We start from the raw sequence: 22,338 nt of genomic DNA on the forward strand, positions 1-22,338 counted from the left end.
TTGTCCCCGTACCAAGGACGCGTCACGGGCGCGTCGGGACAGAACGCGTCGGGACAGAACGCGTCGGGACACGGCGCAGCGGGACAGCACGCATCGGGGATCGGGGAAACACCGTGGCGGGACCACAAGCACCGGCGAGCCACCTCTCGGGGTACGCCGACCTGCTCGTCGACGCCTGTGCCACGGGCCGCCGCCTGACCCGCGCGGAGCTGGAGTCCCGTCGTGCGGAGGGCGAGCGGGCGGCGGAGGCCGGGCTCCCGCTCCGCACGCTGATCCGCGATCACCTGGCCGCGGCGCAGCTCGTACGGCCCCTCCCCGCGGCCGGTCCGCTCCTGGCGGCCGTCGAGCAGGTGGTGGACGCCTTCGTCGAGGGCTACGAACGCGCCCAGCACCAGGCCGTCCGCCAGGAGGAGGCGGCACGCCGCGAGTTCATCGACGACCTCCTCTACGGCGGCAGCGACCTGGGCCGGCTCGCGGAGCGCGCCGGGCGCTTCGGGCTGCGCCTCTCCCAGTCGCACGGCGTCGCCGTGGCCACCGGCCCCGAGACGTACGGCGACGGCTACCCCATGGCACGCGGCATCGAGTCGGCGGTCCTCGCCCGCTTCCCGGGCCGGCAGATCCTGCTGACCACGAAGGACGGCCGGCTGATCTGTGTGGCACCGGGGGACCAGCCCGAGGTCCTGGAGTACTTCGCGAAGCGGGCGCACGCCGCCACCGACGGCGGCCGGGTCGGGATCGGCCGCTCGCACCCGGGCGCGGGCGGGGTCGTCCACTCCTACGAGGAGGCCCTGGGCGCGCTCGACCTGGCCCGGCGGATGGAGCTGGACGGACCGGTGCTCCACGCCGTCGACCTGCTCGTCTTCCCGGTGCTGACCCGGGACCGGCAGGCCATGGCCGATCTGGTCGAGAGCACCCTCGGCCCCCTGCGCACGTCCCGCGGCGGCGCCCAGCCGCTCCTGGACACGCTCACCGCGTACTTCGACAGCGGCTGCGTGTCCACCGAGGCGGCCCGACGCCTCTCGCTCAGCGTGCGCGCGCTGACGTACCGGCTGGACCGCATCCACACCCTCACCCGGGCCGACCCCGCCGACCCGCTGAACCGGTACACGCTCCAGACGGCGGTGATCGGCGCCCGCCTGCTGGGCTGGCCGGCCGGCGACGCGTGACCTACCCTCCCGTGCGTTAAAGAGACGTAAAGATTGCCGACACCAGGCAATGCGCAGAGCGCCCCCCGGATGAAACGATGCTGCTGTCCGGCGGAAACGCCACCCGGGCGGGGAGGTGCGTTCATGGGGTTCTTTCTTGGTCTCGGCATTGCGGGGATCGCACTGCTGGCCTTCTCCCTGCTCCTCGACGGCATCCTGGAAGGCGTCTTCGACGGTGCGCTCAGCGGACTGTTCGACGGCTGGCTGTCCTTTCCGGTGCTCGCGGGCTTCGTGTCGATGCTCGGCTTCACGGGGGCGATCGTGCTCGGGACCACGGGGCTCGGTCCGGGCCCGGCGACCGCCGCGGGCGCCCTCGCGGGAGCCGGCGCGGGCTGGGCGACGTACCGCCTGAGCCGCGCCCTGATGCGCGACCGCAGCGGGTCCGCCCCGCACCAGGACTCCCTCATCGGCTCGACCGGGACCGTGGTCACCGCGATCCCGGCCTCCGGCTACGGCGAGGTCCTCCTGCGCCTGGCCGGCCAGCCCGTGAAGTACGCGGCCACCGCCGAGGGCCCGTTGGCCCGCGGCGCGGAGGTGTGGGTGACGGCGACGCCGTCGTCGACCTCCGTCAGCGTCCGCGCCGTCGAGCACTGAGAAAACCGACCCGCACCCGACGGTCCACCCCACCCACCACGCGCACCACGCGCACCAAGCGCACCACGTGCACCACCCCACCCATCACCGATCTGCCCCCACGGGGGAGGCAGGGGAGATCCGACATGAGTCCAGTCGTCATCGCGGTCGTAGGAGTCTTCGTACTCCTCGTCCTACTCGCCCTGGTCGTCGTCACGCGCTACAAGGTCGCCGGGCCCAGCGAGGCGTTCCTGATCACCGGCCGGCGCGGCAAGAGCTCCACCGACCCGGAGACCGGTCGGATATCGACCGACAACAGCGGCCAGAAGGTCGTGGTCGGTGGCGGAGTCTTCGTCGTCCCCTTCGTGCAGCAGCGCTACACCCTGGACCTCTCCAGCCGCCACATCCCCGTCGCCGTCCGCGGCGCGGTCACCCTGCGCGGAATCAAGGCGAACCTCGAAGGCGTCGCGATCGTCAAGGTCGGCGGCAACGAGGACGCCATCAGGGCCGCCGCCCAGCGTTTCCTCCAGCAGCAGGACGGCATCGTCGGCTTCACCCAGGAAGTCCTGTCGGGCGCCCTGCGCGCCATCGTCGGCCGCATGTCGGTGGAGGACATCATCCGTGACCGTGCCGCCTTCGCGGGGCAGGTCGCCGAGGAGGCGGAGGCCAGCCTGTCCGGGCAGGGCCTGGTCCTGGACGCCTTCCAGATCCAGGACATCACCACCGAGGGCTCCTACCTCGAAGACCTCGGCCGTCCCGAGGCCGCCCGCGCCAAGCAGGAAGCCGACATCGCCGAGGCCAACTCCCGCCGTGCCGCCGAGCAGGCGCGCCTGAAGGCGGAGGAGGAGATCGCGGTCGCCGAGCGCACCCTGTACCTGCGCCAGGCGGAGATCAAGGCCGAGACCGACGCGGCGGCCGCCCAGGCCAACGCCGCCGGTCCGCTGGCCGAGGCCGACCGTCAGCAGCAGATCCTCGCCGAGCAGGAGAAGGTCGCCGAGCGGCAGGCCGCCCTGACCGACCGCCAGCTCGACACCCAGGTCCGCAAGCCCGCCGACGCCCGCCGCTACGAGGCCGAGCAGGAGGCGGAGGCCAAGCGCGTGGCCCGCGTCAAGCAGGCCGAGGCCGAGCGCCTCGCGGCGATCGCCGCCGCACAGGGCGAGGCCGAGCGCGCCCGCCTCACGGGTGAGGGCGAGAAGCAGCGCCGCTCCGCCCTGGCCGAGGCCGAGGCCATCGAGGGCGCCAAGCGCGGCGAGGCCGAGCGCGCCCGCCGTGCCGCCATCGCCGAGGCCGTGCGCCTGGAAGGCGACGCGGAGGCCGCGGCCATCCTGGCCAAGGGTTCGGCCGAGGCCGAGGCCATGCAGAAGAAGGCGGAGGCCTTCGAGACGTACGGCGACGCGGCCATGATCCAGATGATGGTCGAGGCACTCCCGCAGGTCGTGGCCAAGGCGGCAGAACCGCTCTCCGCCATCGACAAGATGACCGTCATCTCCACCGACGGCGCGAGCAAGCTCTCCCGTACGGTCACCGACAACGTCGCCCAGGGCATGGAACTCCTGAGCTCCACCACCGGCGTGGACCTGGCCGAGCTCCTGAAGGGCTTCACCGCGGGCACCCCGAAGGCCCCCGCCACACCGGAGACGCCTTCCCCCAACGGGAAGATCGAGATCACCGGCTGACCCTGCTGAAGCACCCCCGAGGCCCGCTGCCGAGCAGCGGGCCTCACGTCTGTGCCTGCGCCTGTCTCTGCGGCCGCAGCCCACCGGGCAGCAGCCTCCTCGCCGCGGAAGAATGTCCCTCATGACGACTCCCGCGACCCCCGCGACTCCGTCGACCCCCTCGACGCCGATGGACACCGTCACCCTGGAGCGCCGCATCGCGGCCCGCCCCGAAACCCTCTTCGCCTACCTCACCGACCGGGAGAAGTGGCTGTCCTGGATGGGCGCGGAGGGTACGTTCTCCTTCGAGCCCGGTGGCTCGTACCGCACCCGGATCACCGGCGAGGACGTGGCGTCCGGCCGCTTCCTCAACGTCGACCCGCCCGAGCGGCTCGCCTTCACCTGGGGCTGGGAGAAGGGCGGCGCCGCACCCGTCGCGCCCGGCTCCACCACGGTGGAGATCACCCTCGAACCCACCGCCCAGGGCGTCGGCACCGTGCTCCACCTGATCCACAGCGGCCTGCCCTCCTCGGAGGCGTGCGAGGCCCACGCGGAGGGCTGGCAGCACTACGTCGACCGCCTCGCGCTCCGCGCCGAAGGCGGCGACCCGGGCCCGGACCCGTGGACGCGGCAGCAGGGATCCGCAGGTCAGTGACCCGCTGACAGTCCGCCGCTCGGATTCCCGTGCATCCCGGCGCTGTGCTCGTTCAGCCCGGTGATCCCGACGCTCTTGCCGCGCCGCCGGTACCCCTCCCCGACGGCGTCGAACGCAGCGACGGAGGACGCGTCCCCACGAAGACGAGGATGGCGAGGGAGTTGACGAACCCGACCATCACCGACCGCGGCACGAACCGGATGAGCCTGGCCACTCCGAGCGCCCCGAGCACGATCTGGAAGACCCCGGCGAGGATCACCGCGGCGACCAGATGTCCCAGTCCGTGCTCACGGTCGAGCGGCGCGATCACGAGCGCAACGGCCCCCGTGGCGGCGGAGATCATCGCCGGGCGGACACGGGCACGGACCTCAGGTTCGGCGAGCACACCCGAACCAACAAACGGGTGCGCGGAGAACAGTCTCCGGAGACGCAGGAAGGGCCTGACCCGCGATGCGGATCAAGCCCTTGACCTGGTCTTACGAAGTCGGGGTGGCGGGATTTGAACCCACGACCTCTTCGTCCCGAACGAAGTACGGCCGTGCGCCGACGCTGCATGTTTGGAATATGTGCAGGTCAGAGCGTTGGTGTCGCATGGTCTGAGTGGGTCTTGCAGCCCCCTTGAAGCAAGATCATCTCCCAGGTTTCTCCCAGTCGCCAAGGTCGAGCGTCTGATCGAGGCGTGCTTCTTGAGGGTGGTGATCGCGTTACCGGCGAACTGCGGGAGGTGTCTGAGGCGTGGTGCCCGCTGATACCGGCTGTGCGCCGAGCACGGCAACTCACCAGCCGAAAGAGGACTTCGCATGACGCAAGCTGATGTGGCTCCTGAGGTGCCTCCGCTGCTGGGGATCGACGGTTCTTCCACGGAGCGCCTGCACGCTGCCTTCGAGCAGGTGGAACTGTCCGGTGCCAGGCCCGCGGTGCTCCAGAAAACGGAGACCGGGATCACGATGTCCTATGACCCGAGGCGGATGTCGGCGATTGAAGCGCGCGAGTTCCTGATGGCCCGCACCGCCTTCACCGGAGGGCCGGAGGCCGATGCGATGGTCGAGGCGGCCCAGGAGCACGGTGGAGCCTTCCGCGACCTGGTGGGGGAATTCCTGGGCCGGGTCGACCGCTTTGGTGATCCCGTCGGTACCGCACAGGAGTTTCTTCGCATCTTCGCCGCTGCGCAGCTGTACGTCTTCGCAGAGAAGCGGAGGCTCCGGATCGTGCGCGCTGACGGGCCCAACGGCCATCTGCTGACCGAGGCCATGGTGGTCGACGGGTTGCTGCTGGTCCCGCCCGGCCAGCATCCGAGGGAAACGCTGCGAGATGTGGCTGCGGCCTCGACCGCCAGCTGATGAGAAGACCTTCTGCCGGCCCGTTGGCCATCAAAGCGATGGCCAACGGAGCGTGCGGCGGGATCTCCGCAGAGATTGTCCCAACACGCTTTCCAAATGTTCGTACGGGGGTCCGGAGCAGGTCGTACCCGTCCTGACCTGCGGTGGATCGTTCTGACGGCCTCCGTCCGGACGGCTCCGGACGGAGGCGAATGCAACCAGAACTGCAACCAGCGGTGGAGTCGCGTCACAGGAGGTGTCCTGTCCGACTCTTGGACCCTGCGACCGGAGGAATGGGGTCAGGGCGGCGCAGACGGGTGAACCGTGCGCGGCTTCACTTCTCGCCCCCGCAGCGGCCGTCTAGGTTGATCGTGATCTTCGCAGGGCGGCCTCGTCACGGGCCCTTCGACGCCCGCGTCCACCTGCGTCGCAAGGAACGGAGACGTGTCCGTGAATCGCTCGACGACCCGACTGGCCGGTCTGACGGGAAGCGTCCTCGCCGCCCTCACCATGGGAGTCCTCGCCGCTTCGCCGGCCGCCGCACAGCCCCTGGTCGGCCGGGATGTACCCACGCAGGTGACCATCGCCCGTGGCGGGACCGGAGCGGTGCCCTGGACCTTCCAGAACACCGGGGGGAGCTCGACGGTGCCGGCGAACGGGGTCCAGATGACCTTCACCGCCCCCGCCAACACCACCTTCCCCGCGCAGAGCACCGTACCCAGCGAGTACGGCGTCCCCGGATCCAACTGGACCAGCAACAACCTGGTCCTGCGGAACTGCGTGCGCAGCAACTCCGACACCACTCTGACCTGCGACGGCTTCGGAGCCAATGGTGGGGTCAGCGGCTGGCAGACCAACGACTACATGCGGTTCTCACCGCAGGTGACGGTGGCGCGCACTGCCCCGGCGAACACCGCCCTGAATCCCGGTTCCGGCAGGCTCAGTTACACCGACGCAGCTGTCGGCGTTGCGCTGACCGCCGACGGCACGCTGAACGTGCTGACCGCGCCGCCCCAGCCGATGTGCATGTCCTCCGATTCCCGCACCGAGGGGAGCAGCATCCGGATCTGGGACTGCGCCCCGGGTGACGTCAACCAGCGCTTCGTCATCGACCAGGGAAAGATCATCAGAGGTGACACCTTCGGGACCAGCCAGGAGATGTGCCTGACCCTCGACTCCCTCGCAGACGGCAGCAGCGTCACACTGAAGCCGTGCGCCACCAGTGCGTACCTGCGCCACCAGCTGTGGGTTGTACGCGACGGCCGCTTCGTCTTCAGGGACACGATCGGCACGAACCGTGAGGTCTGCCTGGACATGGGACCGACCCGCAACAACGACGACAAGGTGCGCGTGTCGCAGTGCAGCACCTCCTCGGACCAGGAGTTCGTCGTCCAGGGCGGCGCCATCAAGGCCGAAGACACTCTCTGACCCACAGCCGGTGGCCTCTCCTGTCCGGGCCGAGCTCGGTGTCGGGAGCGCGGTATCAGGAGAGGCCGCGGGTGGGGGCTCGTCGCCCCAGTCGCTCCGATTCTCAACGGAGTGGGGAGGTTGGGCGAGCACGGCAGTGGGTGCTCGGCGGGGTGCCCGGTGAGCAGTGTGCGGGCCGGTGCCGGCTTGAACAGCCGGCAGAGGTCACCGGGGTCCTTGGCAACGGGGCGAGCTGATGGTGTCGGGGTCAGCCGAGGACGGCGCTGCCCTTCTCGTCGTAGGCGCTCCTGGTAATCCACGAGGTGTCACTCGTGCTGGCCAGGGCCGAGCCCCCCATCCATGCGGAGTACCTGCGCTCCGGCCGCGCGTACACGTTCACATTGACGTGGGCCATCAGGTGGGAGAGCTCTAGGCTCAGGCGTTCCGACAGGCCCTCCAAGAGGCTGCCGCCGCCGACAAAGGCGATGTTCGAGACCATGGCAGTGCGCAGGTCAAGGTCAGTGCAGTCCACCGACTTCTTAACGAGTTCGGCCAAGCCGTCGAGGCGGCATTCCAGATTGAGAATTTCGGCGGGTTTGAACATCGCCTCCGGAGCTTCATAGCGGGCCCGGCCGACGCTGATGGAAGTGCCATCGGGCAACCGATAGCTGGCCGAGACGTCCTCTTCGGCGCGATAGCCTTCGGTTTCGAAGTCCTCCGCGATGTAGCCGATCGTCTCCTTGATCTGCCGCGCAAGCGTCTGCGTTGCATCGTGGGGGAGGCGGTGGCCCTCCGCGGCCAGCCTGTGGCGCATCGCCGTGGTCACCTGGCGGCCGGCCACCTCGGAACGGAACAGGGACCTCTCCTGCATCTGGCCCTCGTGGATGGCCGCCGCAGACGTCAGGTCGTCGCCGATGTCCACCACCAGGCCCGTCGCGCGGCCGTAATCGTGCAGGGCGAGCACGTTGGTGGGCACGATTTGCGCTGCCCGGACCTCGAAGCGATCGAACAAAAGCTCCAGAAGCTTCTCCCGCTCCTCGCGGGACGCGCCCGGTGCGTGTGCAAGCAGCACCGAGTACTCGGCCGGCTTCACTCGCAGTTCCTCGCGGAAGGTGTGCGCCAAGACCCGCTCCAGCGCGGCCCAGTCGGTCACCACTCCGTGCTGCACGGGATGTTGCAGCGTGGCCTCCGAGCCCTTGGCGACGGCCTGGGCGCCGACGTAGCCATCGCTCCCGACAGCGCCCGCCTGTCCGTTATCGGGCTTGGCGATCACGTTCGGCACCACGGCCGCCGGAGCGTCGTCACCGGCGAAACCGGCCTTGACCCACCCCGATCCGGGGTCCACCACCAGCACCTTGGGGTCCTCGATGTTGCTCATCCATCCTCCTGTGATCTCGTCTGCAGCCAGGTACAAGCGAACGTATTGGATCAATGCGTCACCACTCCAGCACATACCGTCACGTCGTCCGCATCAAGCCCAACTTGGCTTGAATCCTCGCTGCCCCGCCAACAACCCCGTCAAGGCCCGAGGTCGCCTCGACAGACCACGTGGGGAATCACCCCGAGCAACTCTGAGGTGGCTCAAGCAGCAAATGGCGGAAGGACGGTCACAGGATGCCGCGCAGCGCTGACACCGCCAACGGGAACGCCCCTCGCGGGCTGATCCTCGACTTCGCCGGAGTGCTCACAGCCAACCCCCTCGCTGTCCACCGTGCGTGGTGTGTTTCTGAAGGGCTGGCCCCGGAGGCGTGGTGCAGCACCCTCAACGACCACCCGGAGGGCCGGCGTCTGTACGCAGCCCTGGAGGTTGGGGAGATAGGGCAGGCGGAGTGGAACGAGGGGACCGCCGCTCTGCTGGGTGCGCACGTGGACCCGGTGAACCTGATGGGCCGGGCGTGGGCCGGGGTGCCCGCGGCTCGCCGGATGGCTGCCCTCGCCCGTGCGGCACGGGCGGCTGGTCATCGGGTCGCCCTGCTGTCCAACAGCTTCGGCCTGGACCCGTTCAACCCGTACGAGCACGCCCGTACGAGCGCGTCGGAATCTGGGACCTGTTCGATGTGCACGTCGTCTCCGAGCTGGTCGGCATGGCCAAACCTGATCCGGCGATCTACCGGCTGACCCTGGACCGCATCGGCCTGCCCGCTGAGCGGTGCGTGTTCGTGGATGATCACGCGGTGAACCTTCCGCCTGCCGCAGAGCTGGGAATCACCACCGTCCACGCCACCGGCGAGGACGAAGCCGTTGCGGAGCTTGAGGCCCTTCTGGGAGTCAGCGCGGTTCTTGCCGCGTGATTGCAACTTCCGGCTGACCAGTGGCGCGCCGACCTGGGCCATCCCCATGAGTGCGGTGGTCGCGCGAAGCCCAAAGTGTCCACGGCGATGGCAAGGAGCCGGAAACATGAAGCGGCTCGCAGATTGGCGCCGCCCACCTCGCTCGACGAGCGTCCCGGTGGCGGTTGGCGCAAGCTGAGGCTGGCAGGCGCCCACCCCACGTGGATGAAGCGTCCAGGTCAGAGCCGCTTCAGCGGATCGGTGGTTTGGAGGTCGTCGCCGTGACTGAACCAGTGAAGGCTGCGAACTGGGCGTCGTCCGGCGAAGCCGTGATCAGGCTCTTTGCTGAGGAAGATTCGGTGCAGGAACTGACTTGTCTGCTTCACCGGGCGTACGCCGATCATGCTGCCGCGGGACGGATCTTCTTCGCCTCGTACCAGTCTCCGCAGGACACGGCTCACCGCCTGCGGAGCGGCGAGTGCTGGCTGGCGCTTCGGGGGCAGTCGCTGGTGGGCACGGTCACCGTTGCGGCTCCGTACGTGGCCCCGGAGGGCTACCCTGCGCCGGCTGGTGCGGGGTCTTTCTGGCAGCTGGCGGTGGATCCGTCTCAGAGGGGTACTGGGCTGGGGCAGCGGCTCTTGTCGGTTGCTGAAGCACGGGTCGCAGCGCGCGGAGGCTCGCGGGTCGTCATCGACACGTCGTGCCAGGCGGCTGATCTCGTCGGCTGGTACCGCAGGCGGGGCTACGTGCCGGTGGGTATGTGGCGGTGGGATGTGACCAACTACGACAGCGTGGTTCTCTTGAAGGACCTGCCGGCGCGTTGATCGTGATGGCGGGAGTGATTCTGTCCACGCGAGAACGAGCAGCACTTGTCCGTCAGCTTGGGCAGCTGTCCGCGTTCCCGGAAGAATCGAGATGTTCACGAGTTCAGACAGCCGCCCAAACGGCGGCGCACCAGCTGACCCACTCGACTGGCTGTGCGCGCATGGGGGTGTAGAGCGCGTCCTGACGGCGGCAGGCCGGGCGGTCAGCGCCTCGGCGCCGGTGACAGCGGTGAATCGCTGTGTTCGTAGGTGTGGTCAGCTGGCGATGGGCGCCTTGTCCGGGTACTGGTCGACGTGGGAGCTGTCGGCCTTGAAGGTTAGCGGCGGGCCGACGCGGGTTCCGTCGGCCCGTACGACCTGGAGAGTGCTGGTGGCAGCCCAGATCGCGCCGGCCGTATAGGGGAGTACGTACAACTCCCAGCTGACGGACTGGGATTCGAGCTCTTTCAACGATGTCGAGTTGGAGAAGCCCAGCTCCAGGCTGTAGGTGGTGCTGACCTCGGCTGAGGTTACGGGAGTGCTGACGCCCAGAGTCGTGGTGATCGAGACGCCGGTGTTGATGCTGAAGGCAGAGGACTGCTCCTTCTCGACACCCGTGATCAGGGTCTTGGTCTTCTTCTGCGGGAACTCGCTGGTGTTGTTGTAGTGGAGGACCAGAGCCCACGACGCCTTACGTTCGATCTTGTAGAACGGTGAGTTCGCCACCTTCCACGAGATCGGCTTGTCGGTGTCGTTGATGGCGGTGAACGGCACCCACACGGCGTTGGCCGCCATCTCCGGCGTCTGCTGCGGTGGCGTGTCCTTGCTCGTCAGCTCGGGGAAGGCCGGCTGCTTGGGCTTCTCGACGGGCATCGGCAGGCACAGCACGCGCATTTCGGGCAGGATCTCCGGCTGGGCAAAGGATCCATGGGCGGCGAAGGTGTTGGGCGCGATCAACACCCTGGTGGCGCCTGGGGTGTTGTCGACGTACTGCGGGGGCACAGTGTTCTTCCAGAGGCTCAGGTCCTTCTTGGCGCCAGTCCCCTTGTCGTGGTACCCCGCAGTCACGTTGGCGCAGAAGGTGAGGTCCTCGCGCACGCACACCACCGCGTCCAGAGATGGCTGCTCGTAGGTGTTCACCGGGCTTACGAAGCCCATCGCGACGTATCCCGCGGGCGGGATCGGGCGCCACACGGCCCCGTTGTACTTGCCGCCGCTGCCGTGGTCCGTCCACACGTTCTCGTAGCCCGTCGGCCGTGCGAGTGCCGGCTTCTCACCGGCCGGTGTCTTGCCGGCGTCCTTCACACAGAGGGCCACCACATAGTCCTTGATCTCGTAGCCGCCGCGGTCCGTCTTCAGATTGGCCGCACGCCAGGCCGAGATCGCGATGGTGCCCAAGGCTTTGAAGCCTGCCGGTGCGACGGGGTGCCAAAAGCTCCCGGACAGGTCGCCTCCTGTGTCCTTGTCGTCCCAGCACCATGTGAATTGATCGGTGAATGCGAGTTCAAGCTCCCCGAACACCTTGGATGTCGAAGCCATGACAGACCATCTCCTCGTTGAGATCCAGCGGTCGTGCGTGCCTGTGATCGTGGGCTGGCCGGGCGTGCCGCTTCCGCCTGCAGCGGCCTGAACTTGCTGTGGGTGTCGACGTGGCCGCCCTCGGGCCGCCGAACATCACTATCAGGAAGGCAGTCGTCACACATGGTGACTCGCCGCGGCTGCCCGGCCGCGTACCCCTCTAGCTCTTCGATGCCAGGCTCGGGATCGCCGCCGGCTGCCCGACGGCCGAACAGGACCGCGATCCGGGTGCTGTCGTAAGTCGTGAACAGGGCCAGCGGGAGGCACGCTGCAGGCGGTGACCCCGGCTGGGGCCTCGCTTGCAGCGCGCCTCCCGCGTCTGCGGCCTACTGGTCGAGGGCGCGGGTCGCTTCCTGGACAGCGATGCTGAGGGCTTCGTCGAGGGCTTCGACGCGGCGGCCTCCGGCATTGGCGATCGGGCCAGTGCCGCCTGCTCCGCCGCCTACGGTGCGGGCGGCCGAGGCGAGGATCTGGCTGGCCGAGGTTCCTGAGCCGAGGACGCCGGGGGTGATTGCGGCGACGAGGAGGGCCTTGCCGTCGTGCTCGGTGCCGAGGACGACCACCGCGCGGTCGCTGCTGAGGCGGTCGGCGGTGCTGGTGGCCAGGCTGCGCAGGTCGCTCGCGCCGAGTCCTGAGACCCGCTGCGAGACGATCCGGCCCCCGGGCACCTGGCGGGAGGAGGAGGCGAGCTGTTCCGCCTGGCTCCGCAAGTCGGCCTCGCGCCGGCGGGAGACTTCCTTCTCCGCGGCGGCCAAGGTGCCAAGGCGCTTATGGAGGGTCTCGGCGGCCTGCTTCGGGCGGGTACCGAGGAGGGAGGAGACCTCTTCGAGGATGCGGCGTTCGACGTCGTGGTGGCGGAGGGCGCCGTGGCCGGTCAGGGCTTCGATGCGGCGGAGGTTGGAGCCGATCGAGCCCTCGCTGAGCAGGCGGAAGGCGCCGACCTGGGAGCCGTGGGCGACATGGGTGCCGCCGCACAGTTCGCGGGAGAAGTCGCCGATGTCGACGATGCGGACGGTGTCGCCGTACTTCTCCCCGAAGAGGGCGATGGCGCCGGCGGCCTCGGCTTCGGCCCGGTCGGCGTGCCAGGCGCGGACGGCAGGGTCGTCGAGGACGTGGCCGTTCACGGCGGCTTCGATCCGGGCGAGCTGCTCGGGGGTGACGGCGGAGAAGTGGGCGAAGTCGAATCGGAGGCGGTCGGATTCGACGAGTGAGCCCTGCTGTCGGGCGTGCTCGCCGAGGGTGGCGCGTACGACGGCGTGCAGGATGTGGGTGGCCGAGTGGGAGCGCATGAGGCCCTTGCGGCGGTCGGCGTCTACAGCGGCTTCGCCCCTCGCCCCGGTGAGGAGCTCGCCTTCGACGACGCGGGCGCTGTGGACGCGGAAGCCCTCCAGGCCGTACCGGGTGTCCGTGATCCGCAGCAGGGTGCCGTCTTCGGTGCGCAGGGTGCCGGTGTCGCCGATCTGGCCGCCGGCTTCGGCGTAGAACGGCGAGCGGTCGAGGACGAATTCGACGTCGGAGCCCTCGGGAGCGCTGGTGGTGACGGCACCGCCGGAGATCAGGCCGAGCACGGTGACCTCGGCGGTGAGGTGCTCGTAGCCGAGGAAGTCGGTGCGCGGCAGGTGGGCGGACAGCTCCCGGTAGGTGTCCTGGCGGCGCAGGGCGTCGGCGGTCTTGGCCTTGCCGCCGGTCTTGGCGCGCTTCTTCTGCTCGTCCAGCAGCGTGGCGAAGCGGTCTTCGTCGACGGTCAGGCCGGCGTCGTGGGCGGCCTCGACGGTCAGCTCCAGGGGGAAGCCGAAGGTGTCGGCGAGTTCGAAGGCGGTCTCGCCCGGCAGTGAGCCGGAGCGGCTCTCCCGGGTGCGGGTGATCGCGGCGTTCAGCAGCCGGGTGCCCTGCGCGAGGGTGCGGGTGAAGGACTCCTCCTCGGCGGTGACGACCTGCTCGATGAGGTTGGCCTGGTCGGTGAGTTCGGGCCAGACGTCGCCGAGGTTGGCGATCACGCTGGCGGTGGTGGGGGCGAGGACGGGCTGGTCGATGCCGAGCAGGCGGGCGTGCCGGATCGCGCGGCGCATGAGGCGGCGCAGGACGTAGCCCCGGCCGTCCTTGGCGGGCAGGACGCCATCGGCGATCAGGTAGGCGATCGAGCGGGCGTGCTCGGTGACGACCTGGAAGGAGACCTTCTCGTCGGGGGTGCCGGGGTAGGCGCGGCCGGCGAGCTCCTGGACGGTGTTCAGGGTGGGCATGAGCAGGTCGGTCGTGCAGACGTTCTCGACGTCCTGGAGGATCGCGGCGAGGCGGTCGAGGCCGAGGCCGGTGTCGATGCTCTGCTGGGCGAGCTCGCCCAGGATCGGGAAGTTGCCCTTCTTGTCGCCCTCGCCGCGCTGGTACTGCATGAAGACGAGGTTCCAGATCTCCACGTAGCGCTCGCCGTCGACGGCGGGTCCGCCCTCGCGGCCGAAGGCCGGCCCGCGGTCGTAGTTGACCTCCGAGCAGGGTCCGCAGGGGCCGGGGACGCCCATGGACCAGTAGTTGTCCTCCATGCCCAGGCGCTGGATGCGCTCTGCGGGGACGCCGATCTTGCGCCAGAGCTGTTCGGCCTCGTCGTCGTCCTCGTAGACGGTGATCCAGAGCCGGTCCTTCTCCAGGTTGTAGCCCTGGGTGAGGAGTTCCCAGGCGTAGGCGATGGCGTCGGCCTTGAAGTAGTCGCCGAAGGAGAAGTTGCCCATCATCTCGAAGAACGTGGCGTGCCGGTTGGTGCGGCCGACGTTGTCGATGTCGGAGGTGCGGGCGCACTTCTGGATGGTGGTGGCGCGGCGGTTCTCCGGGGTGACCTCGCCCAGGAAGTAGGGCTTGAACTGGTTCATGCCGGCATTGGCCAGCAGCAGGGTCGGGTCGGAGGGGATGAGGGGGCTGGACAGGACCTGGCGGTGGCCGCGGGAGGTGAAGTAGTCCAGGAAGGTGGAGCGGATCTGCGTCGAGCGCATGGCGTTATGGCCCTCACGGAAGAGTCGTGGAGAGGTGGGGGTCGATCACACGCCGAGCCGGGCCGAGAACAGGGACTGAGGTTCTCAGTTCTCCAGCTCGACGCAGATAGCTCGCGCCCCCACGGTGTAGACCATGACTCCTGATCCGTTGCTCACAGGTGGTGCAGCCGACATGGACGGAACGGTCCGCTGTAACTGCACCACCAAGAGTAGCGGGAGCGGAGTCATGATCGCTTGGAGTACGTGGCCTGCTGGCCGGTTCCCATCAGAAGGAGCAGCACTTCGGCGACGTCTTCGGGATGGCGGAGCACGAGGTTGGCTCCGGCACGGGTGAGGGCATCGGCGCCGGCGAAGCCCCATCCTGCGCCGACTGCGGTCACACCCGCTGCTCCGGCCGCGTGTACGTCGGACTCCATGTCGCCCACGAACACGGCGCCGCTGGGGGATACGCCAAGCTGTTCGAGTGCGAGCAGGACACTGTCCGGTGCCGGTTTGGGCGGCGCGTCCTCGTAGCAGACGACGGTGTCGATCAGGTCGAGGACGGCAGGCGGTAGAAGCCAGTTGACCCGCTGGCGGCTTCGCAGGGTCACGATGCCGGTGGCGATGTCCGCAGCGCGGAGCGCTGCGAGGGTGTCGGCGACGAAGGGGAACACTTCGGTGGTGAGGGTGGCAGTGGCCGACGCTGCGTCCCAGCCGTCCTCGTTGATCGTTCCGGCAAGGCCGAGTTCGGCGAGTACCTGGGCGCGCGGGGTGGTCGCTGCCTCAGGGGGAAGGTCGGAGACCGTGATGCGACGGCCGAGGCTGGAGGTCGCAAAGCCTGCCAGGGTGGCGAGTTGGGCGGCCCGGCTGTCGATGAGGACACCGTCGAGGTCGAAGAGCACGGCCCGCCTCACGGCGCACCACCTGTCTGGGGCGAGGGCAGGTCGGTCTCGGTGAGCAGGGTGTGGAGGGTGACATGGTGCTCGGCGAGCAGCATTCTGCCGCCGAGGGGACGCTCCAGTACGCACAGCGCGTCGGTGACCGGTGCCCCGGCGATCCGCAAGGTGTGCGCCATGGCGAGCAGCTGGCCTCCGGAGCGGACCACGTCATCGACGAGTACGGTGCGGCGGCCGTCGAGCGCGGCGCCTTCGATCTGCTGGCGGGAGCCGTAGCCCTTGGGGTGACGGCGGAGGAAGACGGCAGGCAGTCCGGTGGCTGCGGACAGGGCGACGACGAGGGGGACGCCGCCGAGTTCGATGCCGGCCAGCAGCTGCGCGTCGTCGGGGACCAGGGTAGCCATGGCGGCGGCGGTGTCGCGCAGGAGTGCGGGGTCGGCGGCCAGGCGGTACTCGTCGAAGTAGCCGTCGAGCAGAGTGCCGTTGGAGAGGTGGAACGGGGCGCGGACGCAAGCGGTGTCGGCGAGCCGGGCGGCGAGGCCGGTCAGCTGTGTGGTCGTGGTCATGCTCCTCCGATCGGTGCTGAGTCGAGCGTGGCGAGGACGGAGCGGAAGTTGTCGACGGACTTGGCGGTCGACAGAAAGCCGAGGGGGCGGGTCGGGGTCTCGAACAACCACCTCTCTTCGCGTAGGAAGGCGAGCAGGCGCAAGGAGGCCGGTCCGGCAAGGCAGACCGGTACGGGCCGGATGGTGGTGGCGTAGTAGAGGGCGGCGGTCAGCTCGTGCAGGGTGCCGACGCCTCCACCCATCGCGACGACGAGGTCGGCGTTGTCCAGGTAGTGATTGAGGCGGGCGCCGACGTCGAGCAGGTGGACAGACGCGGTGGTGTGCGGGTTGAACGGTCCCCATGCGTCGTGCTTGCTGAGCAGGGTCACTGCGGTCACGGCGGCTTCCTGGGACGCCGCCCCACAGGCGGCGGCTTCCATCAGGCCGTTGTAGCCGCCGTGCAGGAGCGCATAGCCGGCCTGGGCCAGGGCCCGACCGATCTCCTCCGCCAACGCCTCTTCCTCGGCGGAGGCGGGGACCACCCCGCCGAAGAACACAGCGTTCAGGCCCTCGCGGGCCCGGGTGGCGGCCGGGCCCGCGAGGTGGAGTGCGTTCACACCAGCTCCTGGTAGGTGCGGTAGGCGGTGATGGCGGTCCCCAGGCCGTTCAGCGCCTCGGGGCAGGCCCGTTCGACCAGGGTGAGCATCCGATCGATGGCCGCGTCGACGTCGGTGGCCAGGGGGACAGCCGGCCCGCTGATCGCGGCGTCCAGGTCGTCCAGGCAGGCCCGCCCGATCGGGGTGAGGGCGATCTCCTCACGGAGCTGGTACCAGCCCCAGAACCGCGAGGTGGGGGCCAGCGCAGTCTTGATCAGGTCCTTCGTTGCGGTGTGGAGGCGGTGCCATTCGGAGTAGGCGATGAATCGCTGGCCGCGCTTGATGCGCTTGTGCAGCAGCACGGCCAGCACCAGGTGCTCGATCAGCAGCTCGGTGCAGGTACGGGGCCGGGCGAGGAACTCGGCCGCGAAGCGCGCGGCCGCCGCGGCCTCGTCGGCTGTGGCCGGTGCGGCCATGCGGTCGAGAAGGGAGGCGGTGGCGACCGTCGCCTCCAGGCGGGGGATGCGCGAAGCGGGTGCGAGGTACAGGTCGATCTGGTGCAGGTGTCCGTCGTCCGGGACGAGGAAGACCATCCCGACGCCGCCGAGGTCGGCGACGATCGTGTCGCGCCAGCCGGGCAATAAGGCGCCGGCCTCGGTGGACATCAGATCGTCGAGAGCCGCGACGAACGCGGGCAGATCGGCGTCGTGGACGCCGACGACGAAGTCGAGGTCCGAGAGACGGTCTGCGGTGCCATGGGCCAGCGAGCCGCGGACCATCAGGTGGGTGACGGCCCGGGACGTGGCAAGGGTGTCGGCGAGCCTGGACAGCAGCGGGAGCTGGGCCGGGCGGTTGGCGTGGGTAAGTTCGGCGAGGTGCAGGGTGGGCATGCGCGTCCTCCGTTCGAATTCCGGCGGGTTGGACTTGCAGGTGGTCAGGCCGTGAGGGCGAGGAGGCGCCGCTTGGCCGAGGCCCAGCGCGTCGCCGCCTCTTCGTCGCCGAGCGAGGTGTGCAGTTCGGCGATCAGGTCGTAGACCGTGCCCTCGGGCAAGGCGTACGTGTAGAAGAGCCGCAGCAGCATTCGCTCGGCTGCGTCCATGTAACCCAGATCTGCCATCGCGCGTGCGGCCCGCAGCCGCTCCGCGAGGATCACCTGGTTCGCAGTGGGCAGCGGCTCGGCGGCGGTCGAGTGGAGCGCGGGGTGCCGGGCCAGGCGCTGGTAGGAGTCGCCGGCGTACACGTCGGCGATCAGGTGGATCCGGTCGGGGCCGAGCAGGTTGCACACCCCGTGGGCGTACGTCGGTGTCAGCCGCCAGATCCGCCCGCCGGCCATGTGCACCTTGGTGCCGCCGGTGACCAGGAACGCCGAGGTGTTGGTGTGCAGCGGGATGTGCAACCGGTGCCGCTCCACCTGGTCGAGATCGCCGTAGTCGCGGTGCTCCCACAGGAAGGCGTTGGGCTCAAGCCGGGCGAGCCGCACCCACATGTAGTTCAGACCCAGCTCGGCCAGCAGCGCGGCAGTGGCCGGCATCTGCGCCAGCAGGCCCGTCGGCCTGGCGGCGCAGTCGCCGATCGTCACGTCGGCGGCGTCACCCGAGGCGTTCATCAGCGAGGTCGTCCACCAGCCGCCGGACTGGTAGGCGCTGTACTCCGCCTTCCAGGGCGCCTGGGCTGTGAGGGCCTCGTGGCGCATCCGCTCCAGCCGGGCGGTGTCTACGGTGTCCAGCTGGGCGATCTGCCCTGCCAGAGCGGTCAGAGTTTCCATCGGTTCCCTCCCGTTCCCGGCCCGCCGAGCAGCGGACAGGTGTGCGCGTGGTGCTGGATGGGTTGATCGAGCCGGGCTGCTGACGCAGCTGCCGATCTCACGCTTCGCGGTCAGAGCCACACACAAAGCGAAGTGCGTTCAGCATGGCGGCGGGCGCTGGGGCATGGATACGACGTCACCGCCGTCATGAGACCGCCCTTGTCGAGGGGGTGGCGCGCCGGACGATGACGTCATGCGTCATGACTGCCGTCATGGCTGCCGTCATCTGAGCCGCAGAGCCTCCGAACGGGTTTCCCGCCGACCAGCCATGGCTATCGTCAGACCAGGCGAACGGGGACGGAGAGGATCTGCTGTGGCTGAAACTCCCACGCTCTTAAGGGTCTTGACGCTGCAGAGGCACTGGCAGGTCTACGAGACCTTCCGGCTCCGGTTCGAAGCGACCGCGAACACGGCCGCCCATGAGGAGAACGACCCCCGGCTTCAAGGCCTGTCGGTCTCCAAGCGGCAGTTCGAGCGCTGGTACGGAGGCGCGGTCAAGACCCGCCCCTACCCGGACCAGTGCCGAGTGCTGGAGGCCATGTTCGGCGTCAGCGTCGATCTCCTTCTCTCTCCCGCGCCGGCCGCTTCAGCGCACATGCCTGCAGTCGCTCCCCCGCTCGTCATCCTGCCGCCACGGCCAGTGCCTGTCCTTCTCCCAACCGAGCAGGCAGCGGCGCTGCCTGCTGGTGGCCCGTTCAGCAGCGAGTCCCGCCTCGACGCGGGCACCACCGAATTGGAAAGGCAGGTCGCGATGGCGGCTCGTCGTGCGCTCAGGTTCACCGCACTCGCGGAGGGCAGCAGCATCGGCCCGGAGACCCTCGGCCAGATCCAGGACGAAGTACGACGGCTGACCGTCGCCTACCCGAGGCTGGCATTGCCGACCCTGCTCGGCGACCTGGTCGAGATCCAGGACCTCACCTTCCGCCTGCTGGAGCACGGCCGGGTCAAACCCCTGCAGGCCCGGGAGCTCTACCTGCTCGCCGGCATCACCTCCGGCATGCTCGCCAAAGCCAGCCACGACCTGGGCAACCCCAGCGCCGCGATGATGCAGGCCCGCACCGCCTTCGTCTGCGCCGACAACGCCGACCACCACGCCATGCGCGCCTGGGTCCGCTCCCTGCAGTCCCTCATCTCCTACTGGGCCGGGCGCCCCTCCGAAGCCGCCGACTACGCCACCCTCGGCCAGAGCACGGCAAGCAACGTCCGCGGCACCACCAGCGTCTGGCTGGCCTGCCTCTCCGCCCGCGCCCACGCCCTCCTCGGCGACGGCGAGGCCACGCGTACCGCCATCCAGCAGGCCGAGGAAGCCCGCACAGCTGTCGAACCCGACGACCTCGACGCCTTCGGCGGCATCATGACCTTCCCGGTGCCCCGCCAGCTGTATTACGTCGCCGAGGCCACCGTGCACCTCGGCGAGGACCCCGCACTCGGCGAGAGCCAGTCGGAGGCCGCCGTCGCCGCGTACCGCACAGCCCCGGAAGACGAATGGGCCTTCGGTGACGAGGCCGGCGCGCAGACCGACCTCGCCCTCGCCCGCATCGCCCGCGGCGAGATCGAAGGCGCCACCGAGGCGGTACAGCCCGTGCTCGACCTCCCCATCGAGCAGCGGAACTTCGGCATCACCAGCAGCGCCCAGCGGGTCCACGCCGCATTGCAGGCCGAAGGTCGACGAAGCCGTGGTGCAGCGGCCAGCCTGCGCGAGGAGATCGAAGCATTCACGGCCACCCCGACGTCCGTCCTCGTCCGGTGACTCCGCAGGTAGGCTCCGAAGGCATGACCCCAGTCAACCTGGCCGGCCCCCGCCTGGCGCTACGCGAAGTCGAACCCGAGGACACCGCCGCCATCCTGGCCATCTACGGTGACCCCGAGGCCACCCGGCACCTCAGCTTCGAGCCCCGCACCCGCGACCAGGTCCAGGCGATCACCGACCGGTCCATCGCCTCCGCGAAGGACACCCCGCGAACCGAGTACTGCCTTGCCATCACCCCGCTCGGTGAACACCGGCTGATCGGCTACGCGCGCTTGGCGACCGAACCGCATCAGGCGGCCACCATCGGCTTCGCCTTGAACCCGGCGGAGTGGGGCAAGGGCCTCGGCACGGAGACCGTCCAGCTGCTGTGCACGCTCGGCTTCAAGGTCCTGGGCCTGCACCGCATGTGGGCTGCGCGTTCGCCACTCAACGAGGCATCCGCGCGCACCCTCCTGCGAGCGGGCATGACCGAGGACGGGCGGATCCGCGATCACGTCTTCGTTCACGGAGCCTGGCGAGACTCGATCACCTACTCGATCCTGGAGCACGAGTGGACACCGGTCGACGCCCTTGAGCCGGACACAGCCCACGGAGCCCCGGCGCGTGCGACCCCACCTGACGCTGTCAGTGGACAGGAGACGTGAGCTGGTGCTGCCCGAGCTGGGCCTGCCGCGCCACCCAGGGATCCCCGCATCGCCGAGTTCGCGCGCGGCGGCCTGCCCGGCCCGGCGGCCACCGACGACGGCAACCACTGGGTCGACGGCACCTGCTGGCTGTACTGCGGCCATGACCCAGGTAAGCCCAAAGGAGGCCATGGGATGATCTTGAAGCCCTGAAGGCCCACTCACCGGCCGGGATGATGCTGCTCGGCCAAGCACGTCCAATATCACCGTGTGTCGGGGCCTGTCCTGAGTATGTCGCTTCTGCCTGGAGTCGCCGACAACGACCCGCCGAGCAGGGGAAGGCGATGAAATTCAACGCCCTGCTCACGAACGCCGTTATTTTCCATCAGGCCACGGACATCGCCGTGATCGTGCGTGAACTGCAAGCCGAGGGATGGAAGATCGAGCCCGGGCGGAGATCTCCCCGTACATCACGGAGAACATCAACCGGTTCGGGGAATACTCCACGCATGCACTCGGCATCATCCCCGACGTGTACGAGCCGCACCTGGACGTTGACTTCGCCAAACTCCGCGACGGCCTCGACAGCGAAGCCGCGTGACGCCTGGCACCTGCGGGTAGCCCGGCCCGGCTCGCCGTCCTGGCCACCCGAACGGTGGTACGTCCACTCGGGGTCTCGATCTACGGGATTCGCATAGCCGCGGGACGGGAACGGCCCGCAGGCCCGGGAGCTTCCCGGGCGGCTTGGACTGCTCAGGCCGGAATCCGCCTGGCGTGCGGGAGGCCGGTGCGGTTGTGTGTCGCCTACCAGCACTCTGGTAAAGCTCCGGTGTCGCCCGGCGGCTCGACCTGACGCTCCGGCCCCGCGCAGTATTCCGCCGGACCGACCGAAGGGCCTTTTCATGAACCGTGAAGACTCTGCCGCCCCGCTGCCGGCTGCGCTGGCTGCGGCGGTCCGGGGCCCGGGGGCCGAGCTCCGGGAATCCGTGGGCAAAGGGGCAGGGGTGTTCGCCACACGGCCTTTCCGGGCAGGAGAGCTGGTTCTGGCCGGTGTCATCGTGGCCGAGCTCGACCGCAACGATGCCCACGCCTCGCAAATCAGCTGGAATCGCTTCGTGCGGCACGGCGGTCTGGTGCCAAAGGTGAACCACTCCTGCGACCCGAACTGCGGCATCGGGCTTAACGCGTCCGGGGCTCATGACCTGCTCGCCCGCCTCCCCATCGCGACCGGCCAGGAGATCAACTTCGACTACGCGATGCGCAACTACACCATCGAGCACTTCCCGGCTCGGTGTCGCTGCGGGACACTCCTGTGCCGAGGCCGGATCACCGGCTGGAAGGACCTGCCCTCCGATCGAAGGGACGCCTACCGGGACTTCGCCGCGCCCTATCTCCTCGACGGACCGACAGGTCCATGAAGTGCGCCGAGACTTGTGACGACGGGCCCGGCGCCGCAGGCCTTCCTGCTCCTTGCGGCCTTTGCCCGGCTCCTGGTGCCATGCCGACCGCGGCGACTCCTCTGTGACGCGTGGCTGAAGGATTCCTCCCCCCGAATTATGTTTTTCGCGGTCCTGCAAGAGGGCCGCTGGCCTCCGGGCCCGGCATGACTGTGTCCCCCTGTCGAACGGATGACCTGGGGGGTGGTGTCACCGGGCCCGAGGGGTGCCGTCGGAGACGCTGATGAGAGGTCCGGCCATTG

19 protein-coding genes and 2 pseudogenes are annotated in these 22,338 nt (G+C 69.2%); 12 read left to right on the forward strand and 9 right to left on the reverse strand.

Translation table 11 applies throughout. The features are described 5' to 3' along the window. Positions 1-113: 113 nt before the first annotated feature. The 4 genes from ACODT5_RS39750 (at position 114) to ACODT5_RS39765 (ending at position 4,088) form a co-directional block, all read left to right on the forward strand. Entirely contained in the window at positions 114-1,166 is a 1,053-nt protein-coding gene (locus ACODT5_RS39750) for a PucR family transcriptional regulator (protein WP_422523861.1), read from the forward strand. Positions 1,167-1,289: 123 nt separating this feature from the next. Then, the gene (locus ACODT5_RS39755; protein WP_422523862.1) at positions 1,290-1,799 is read left to right on the forward strand and encodes a hypothetical protein; all 510 of its coding nucleotides are present in this window, start codon (positions 1,290-1,292) and stop codon (positions 1,797-1,799) included. Between the two features lie 125 nt (positions 1,800-1,924). Continuing rightward, positions 1,925-3,454, forward strand: a complete 1,530-nt coding sequence (locus ACODT5_RS39760) for a flotillin family protein (RefSeq protein WP_422523863.1) — start codon at positions 1,925-1,927, stop codon at positions 3,452-3,454. Positions 3,455-3,575: 121 nt separating this feature from the next. After that, positions 3,576-4,088 carry an SRPBCC family protein gene (locus ACODT5_RS39765; protein ID WP_422523864.1) on the forward strand — a complete coding sequence of 171 codons (513 nt, stop codon included), beginning with the start codon at positions 3,576-3,578 and terminating at the stop codon, positions 4,086-4,088. Between the two features lie 124 nt (positions 4,089-4,212). Here the strand turns inward: ACODT5_RS39765 and ACODT5_RS39770 are convergent. Then, a pseudogene (locus ACODT5_RS39770) lies at positions 4,213-4,431 on the reverse strand (SulP family inorganic anion transporter); the annotation flags it as partial. A 457-nt stretch (positions 4,432-4,888) separates the two neighbouring features. On the opposite strand from ACODT5_RS39770, the gene ACODT5_RS39775 reads away from it, so the two are divergent. Continuing rightward, the gene (locus ACODT5_RS39775) at positions 4,889-5,428 is read left to right on the forward strand and encodes a hypothetical protein (protein WP_422523865.1); all 540 of its coding nucleotides are present in this window, start codon (positions 4,889-4,891) and stop codon (positions 5,426-5,428) included. 423 nt (positions 5,429-5,851) lie between these two features. Continuing rightward, positions 5,852-6,835, forward strand: coding sequence for a ricin-type beta-trefoil lectin domain protein (locus ACODT5_RS39780; RefSeq protein ID WP_422523866.1), 984 nt, complete (start codon positions 5,852-5,854; stop codon positions 6,833-6,835). A gap of 247 nt (positions 6,836-7,082) precedes the next feature. Here the strand turns inward: ACODT5_RS39780 and ACODT5_RS39785 are convergent, their stop codons facing one another. Next, positions 7,083-8,192, reverse strand: coding sequence for a hypothetical protein (locus tag ACODT5_RS39785; RefSeq protein ID WP_422523867.1), 1,110 nt, complete (start codon positions 8,190-8,192; stop codon positions 7,083-7,085). Positions 8,193-8,428: 236 nt separating this feature from the next. Between ACODT5_RS39785 and ACODT5_RS39790 the strand changes: the two are divergent. Then, positions 8,429-9,105: pseudogene (locus ACODT5_RS39790) on the forward strand (HAD family hydrolase). 260 nt (positions 9,106-9,365) lie between these two features. After that, positions 9,366-9,908, forward strand: coding sequence for a GNAT family N-acetyltransferase (locus ACODT5_RS39795; RefSeq protein WP_422523868.1), 543 nt, complete (start codon positions 9,366-9,368; stop codon positions 9,906-9,908). Positions 9,909-10,163: 255 nt separating this feature from the next. Here ACODT5_RS39795 and ACODT5_RS39800 read toward each other — a convergent pair whose 3' ends face one another. The 7 genes from ACODT5_RS39800 to ACODT5_RS39830 all read right to left on the reverse strand — a co-directional run bounded on the left by ACODT5_RS39800 (position 10,164) and on the right by ACODT5_RS39830 (position 18,227). Beyond that, positions 10,164-11,426: a Vps62-related protein gene (locus tag ACODT5_RS39800; protein ID WP_422523869.1), complete on the reverse strand. Its 1,263-nt coding sequence runs from the start codon at positions 11,424-11,426 to the stop codon at positions 10,164-10,166. Between the two features lie 365 nt (positions 11,427-11,791). Then, complete coding sequence (gene alaS, locus ACODT5_RS39805) at positions 11,792-14,446, reverse strand: alanine--tRNA ligase (RefSeq protein WP_422523870.1); 2,655 nt, start codon at positions 14,444-14,446, stop codon at positions 11,792-11,794. Between the two features lie 224 nt (positions 14,447-14,670). Beyond that, positions 14,671-15,339 carry an HAD family hydrolase gene (locus ACODT5_RS39810; protein ID WP_422523871.1) on the reverse strand — a complete coding sequence of 223 codons (669 nt, stop codon included), beginning with the start codon at positions 15,337-15,339 and terminating at the stop codon, positions 14,671-14,673. Then, positions 15,336-15,887 carry an orotate phosphoribosyltransferase gene (locus ACODT5_RS39815; RefSeq protein ID WP_422523872.1) on the reverse strand — a complete coding sequence of 184 codons (552 nt, stop codon included), beginning with the start codon at positions 15,885-15,887 and terminating at the stop codon, positions 15,336-15,338. Before ACODT5_RS39815 ends, ACODT5_RS39810 begins: the two co-directional genes overlap by 4 nt. Further along, positions 15,884-16,483: an SLOG cluster 4 domain-containing protein gene (locus tag ACODT5_RS39820; RefSeq protein WP_422523873.1), complete on the reverse strand. Its 600-nt coding sequence runs from the start codon at positions 16,481-16,483 to the stop codon at positions 15,884-15,886. Before ACODT5_RS39820 ends, ACODT5_RS39815 begins: the two co-directional genes overlap by 4 nt. Continuing rightward, complete coding sequence (locus ACODT5_RS39825) at positions 16,480-17,352, reverse strand: hypothetical protein (RefSeq protein ID WP_422523874.1); 873 nt, start codon at positions 17,350-17,352, stop codon at positions 16,480-16,482. The genes ACODT5_RS39820 and ACODT5_RS39825 overlap by 4 nt, the downstream gene beginning before the upstream one ends. A 44-nt stretch (positions 17,353-17,396) precedes the next feature. After that, positions 17,397-18,227 (reverse strand): aspartyl/asparaginyl beta-hydroxylase domain-containing protein, encoded by an 831-nt coding sequence (locus ACODT5_RS39830; RefSeq protein ID WP_422523875.1) that lies wholly within the window; start codon positions 18,225-18,227, stop codon positions 17,397-17,399. Between the two features lie 382 nt (positions 18,228-18,609). Here ACODT5_RS39830 and ACODT5_RS39835 point away from each other — a divergent pair, with 382 nt between their 5' ends. The 4 genes from ACODT5_RS39835 (at position 18,610) to ACODT5_RS39850 (ending at position 22,057) form a co-directional block, all read left to right on the forward strand. Next, positions 18,610-20,016 carry an NsdA family TPR-like regulatory protein gene (locus tag ACODT5_RS39835; RefSeq protein WP_422523876.1) on the forward strand — a complete coding sequence of 469 codons (1,407 nt, stop codon included), beginning with the start codon at positions 18,610-18,612 and terminating at the stop codon, positions 20,014-20,016. 23 nt (positions 20,017-20,039) lie between these two features. Then, positions 20,040-20,660 (forward strand): GNAT family N-acetyltransferase, encoded by a 621-nt coding sequence (locus ACODT5_RS39840; RefSeq protein ID WP_422523877.1) that lies wholly within the window; start codon positions 20,040-20,042, stop codon positions 20,658-20,660. A gap of 412 nt (positions 20,661-21,072) precedes the next feature. Next, positions 21,073-21,240, forward strand: a complete 168-nt coding sequence (locus ACODT5_RS39845; protein ID WP_422523878.1) for a hypothetical protein — start codon at positions 21,073-21,075, stop codon at positions 21,238-21,240. 301 nt (positions 21,241-21,541) lie between these two features. Beyond that, complete coding sequence (locus tag ACODT5_RS39850; RefSeq protein ID WP_422523879.1) at positions 21,542-22,057, forward strand: SET domain-containing protein-lysine N-methyltransferase; 516 nt, start codon at positions 21,542-21,544, stop codon at positions 22,055-22,057. The last annotated feature ends 281 nt before the right edge of the window (positions 22,058-22,338 follow it).

The organism is Streptomyces tatrensis, assembly GCF_049310065.1.
Lineage (GTDB): Bacteria > Actinomycetota > Actinomycetes > Streptomycetales > Streptomycetaceae > Streptomyces.

What these genes read in the sequence shown, in the direction of transcription:
- ACODT5_RS39775 (WP_422523865.1), top strand. Translation starts at nt 4,889, where the DNA reads ATGACGCAAGCTGATGTGGCTCCTGAGGTGCCTCCGCTGCTGGGGATC.
- ACODT5_RS39800 (WP_422523869.1), bottom strand. Translation starts at nt 11,426, where the DNA reads ATGGCTTCGACATCCAAGGTGTTCGGGGAGCTTGAACTCGCATTCACC.
- ACODT5_RS39755 (WP_422523862.1), top strand. Translation starts at nt 1,290, where the DNA reads ATGGGGTTCTTTCTTGGTCTCGGCATTGCGGGGATCGCACTGCTGGCC.
- alaS (WP_422523870.1), bottom strand. Translation starts at nt 14,446, where the DNA reads ATGCGCTCGACGCAGATCCGCTCCACCTTCCTGGACTACTTCACCTCC.
- ACODT5_RS39815 (WP_422523872.1), bottom strand. Translation starts at nt 15,887, where the DNA reads ATGACCACGACCACACAGCTGACCGGCCTCGCCGCCCGGCTCGCCGAC.
- ACODT5_RS39840 (WP_422523877.1), top strand. Translation starts at nt 20,040, where the DNA reads ATGACCCCAGTCAACCTGGCCGGCCCCCGCCTGGCGCTACGCGAAGTC.
- ACODT5_RS39760 (WP_422523863.1), top strand. Translation starts at nt 1,925, where the DNA reads ATGAGTCCAGTCGTCATCGCGGTCGTAGGAGTCTTCGTACTCCTCGTC.
- ACODT5_RS39850 (WP_422523879.1), top strand. Translation starts at nt 21,542, where the DNA reads ATGAACCGTGAAGACTCTGCCGCCCCGCTGCCGGCTGCGCTGGCTGCG.
- ACODT5_RS39830 (WP_422523875.1), bottom strand. Translation starts at nt 18,227, where the DNA reads ATGGAAACTCTGACCGCTCTGGCAGGGCAGATCGCCCAGCTGGACACC.
- ACODT5_RS39845 (WP_422523878.1), top strand. Translation starts at nt 21,073, where the DNA reads ATGGAAGATCGAGCCCGGGCGGAGATCTCCCCGTACATCACGGAGAAC.
- ACODT5_RS39825 (WP_422523874.1), bottom strand. Translation starts at nt 17,352, where the DNA reads ATGCCCACCCTGCACCTCGCCGAACTTACCCACGCCAACCGCCCGGCC.
- ACODT5_RS39765 (WP_422523864.1), top strand. Translation starts at nt 3,576, where the DNA reads ATGACGACTCCCGCGACCCCCGCGACTCCGTCGACCCCCTCGACGCCG.
- ACODT5_RS39785 (WP_422523867.1), bottom strand. Translation starts at nt 8,192, where the DNA reads ATGAGCAACATCGAGGACCCCAAGGTGCTGGTGGTGGACCCCGGATCG.